The following is a 2,170-nucleotide window of genomic DNA, read 5'->3' as shown; positions in this document are numbered from 1 at the left end:
GGCGGCCCACGCAAGGATGACATCTGCTACGCCACGCAAAACCGTCAGGATGCGGTCAAGCAACTGGCGAATGAGTGTGATGTTGTGCTGGTGGTCGGCAGCCCTAACAGTTCCAACTCCAACCGCTTGCGTGAGCTGGCCGAACGCATGGCCACGCCGGCGTACTTGATCGACGGTGCCGAAGACATGCAGCGCAGCTGGTTCGATGGCGTTGAGCGTATCGGCATCACGGCGGGTGCCTCCGCTCCGGAAGTGCTGGTGCGCGGTGTGATCCAACAGTTGCAAGCCTGGGGTGCTACCGGCGCCGATGAGCTGGCGGGTCGTGAAGAAAACATCACGTTCTCGATGCCCAAGGAACTGCGGGTCCGCTCGTTGCTCTGACGGCCAGGGTGCTGGAATAGCCTCGGCATAATGCCTGTTCGGTCTTGTCATTGCGCAGGCTGACGCGCCCGCTGGGGGCCAGCACGATCTGATACAGGCTTTGTGCCTGGTCCTTGCCACACACATGCACGGTGCCGGCACGAAATCCCCCGCCGGCGAACACTGGCTCCCCCAGGCCGCTGAAGCGCACCTGGCTCGTAACCGGGCCATTACCGGCGACCGGCACGCGCCCATTGCTCTCGCGCTCCAGCAATACCGGATTGTCGTCATCCAGGTGGCCGCGCCCACTCACATCCAGTATCACGCGCCATCCCAGGCTCCAGTCCTCGTCCTTTGCATGAATGACCACCGCCCGGTTACGCGCGATGGCCTCGGTGCGTGCGTAGCGCAGCCCGGAGGCAAGTGCTTGGGCCGCGCTTTGTCGTTGCTGCGATTCAAGCAAACCCTTGAAACCGGGTACGGCCAGTTGCGCGAGAAAACTGGTGACGATCAGCCCCAGCAACATCTCAATCAGGGTGAAACCTTGTTGTTTCATGTGCGTTCCCTCCTTGGGCACGAGTAGGTTTTCTAGGTATAGCGCTTGGTCGTTGGCGCTGGATGATGGCCTTTATGTCCAAAGTATTTCCCTTTGTTCCGGGAGCAGCGCCGCTCGAAAACCGACGCTAGTCTTGGGTCGCACAGCAGGTCTTGCCTGCTTTTTTTCACCGGCCTTCGACATGGATGACGACGGAAATGCCAGCCTGCCAGAACCGATTCCTGCGCGTTGCGCACTCGCGCCAATCCGGCATGACGCTGGTCGAGGTGCTGGTAGCGCTGTTGATTTTGGCGATCGGCCTGATGGGCGCTGCGGTGCTGCAACTCAACGCGCTCAAGTACACCAACAGCGCCAGGATGACCAGCCAAGCCAGTTTTATTGCCTATGACATGCTCGACCGCATTCGCACCAATGCTGGCGCCGATTACACATGGGGCAGGGCGGAGCTGGCGCCGCCCAACACTGCCACCGCCAGCGTGCGTGACCTCGACCTGCACGATTTCGAGGCCAATATCACGGGTTTTGCCGGCGAGGATGCCAAAGGTTCAGTGGTGGTGAACGGGCAAGAGGTCACCATCAGCATCAGTTGGGCGGATGCCCGAGCAGCAAACCGCCCAGGGGCGCGGGAAACCTTCACCCTGACCAGTCGAATCAGTAATGAACAGGGAGTGTCGCAATGAAGCGTCTTGGGCGAGGTTTCAGTCTGGTGGAAGTGTTGCTGGCGCTTGCCATCGGGTTGATCTTGATACTGGGGGCGAGCCAGATACTGATCAGTTCGCGGTTGACCCATGCCAGCCAGCAGGCCGCCATGCTGCTGCAGGATGATGCGCGGTTTGTGCTGAGCAAGATCACCCAGGATATTCGCCAGGCAGGCATGCTGGGGTGTTTGGCCGTGGCCGCTATCGACAATGCTCCGGCTGCCTTTGATCGGCCGATAAGCTGGGAAGCTGCGGGGAGTGCGAAGTCACTGACGCTGGTGACCGCGAATGTCGGCGATGGCGTCGGCAAGACTGACTGGACAGTGTTGTCCGACTGCAAGGAGGCGGCCAGGGCTTATGCAGGCACACCACCCGGAGCCGAACCCGGCCAACTTCGCTTTGGCATACGCCAACTTACCTACACCTACGAATCGGGTCAGTTGAAGATCAGTACCCCGGCAGCACCGGCCAAGGCAGTATTGATGGATAACGTGCGGGCATTCGACGTCAGCTTCGGCATGGCGGCCACCTCGGTATCGACAGTTGTGGGGCGCTA

3 protein-coding genes and 1 pseudogene are annotated in these 2,170 nt (G+C 60.6%); 3 read left to right on the top strand and 1 reads right to left on the bottom strand.

From position 1 onward, the window contains the following. A pseudogene (ispH, locus tag APH41_RS13285) lies at positions 1–381 on the top strand (4-hydroxy-3-methylbut-2-enyl diphosphate reductase); the annotation flags it as partial. On the opposite strand, the gene APH41_RS13280 reads toward ispH, so the two are convergent. Next, positions 335–916, bottom strand: coding sequence for a GspH/FimT family pseudopilin (locus APH41_RS13280; protein ID WP_054896883.1), 582 nt, complete (start codon positions 914–916; stop codon positions 335–337). The pseudogene ispH and the gene APH41_RS13280 sit on opposite strands and share 47 nt — an antisense overlap. A 197-nt stretch (positions 917–1,113) precedes the next feature. Between APH41_RS13280 and pilV the strand changes: the two genes are divergently transcribed. After that, positions 1,114–1,596 carry a type IV pilus modification protein PilV gene (gene pilV, locus APH41_RS13275; protein ID WP_034128056.1) on the top strand — a complete coding sequence of 161 codons (483 nt, stop codon included), beginning with the start codon at positions 1,114–1,116 and terminating at the stop codon, positions 1,594–1,596. Next, on the top strand, positions 1,593–2,170 hold a 578-nt coding region (locus tag APH41_RS13270), incomplete at its 3' end, for a PilW family protein (RefSeq protein WP_054919403.1). The genes pilV and APH41_RS13270, both read left to right, overlap by 4 nt.

This window comes from Pseudomonas sp. NBRC 111138, from assembly GCF_001320835.1.
Lineage (GTDB): Bacteria > Pseudomonadota > Gammaproteobacteria > Pseudomonadales > Pseudomonadaceae > Aquipseudomonas > Aquipseudomonas paracarnis.
Note: the sequence above shows the minus strand (reverse complement) of the source record. Positions and strands in the feature narration are given on the sequence as shown.

Excerpts from the sequence above, each read along its gene's own strand:
- APH41_RS13280 (WP_054896883.1), bottom strand. The coding sequence starts at position 916 with ATGAAACAACAAGGTTTCACCCTGATTGAGATGTTGCTGGGGCTGATC.
- pilV (WP_034128056.1), top strand. The coding sequence starts at position 1,114 with ATGCCAGCCTGCCAGAACCGATTCCTGCGCGTTGCGCACTCGCGCCAA.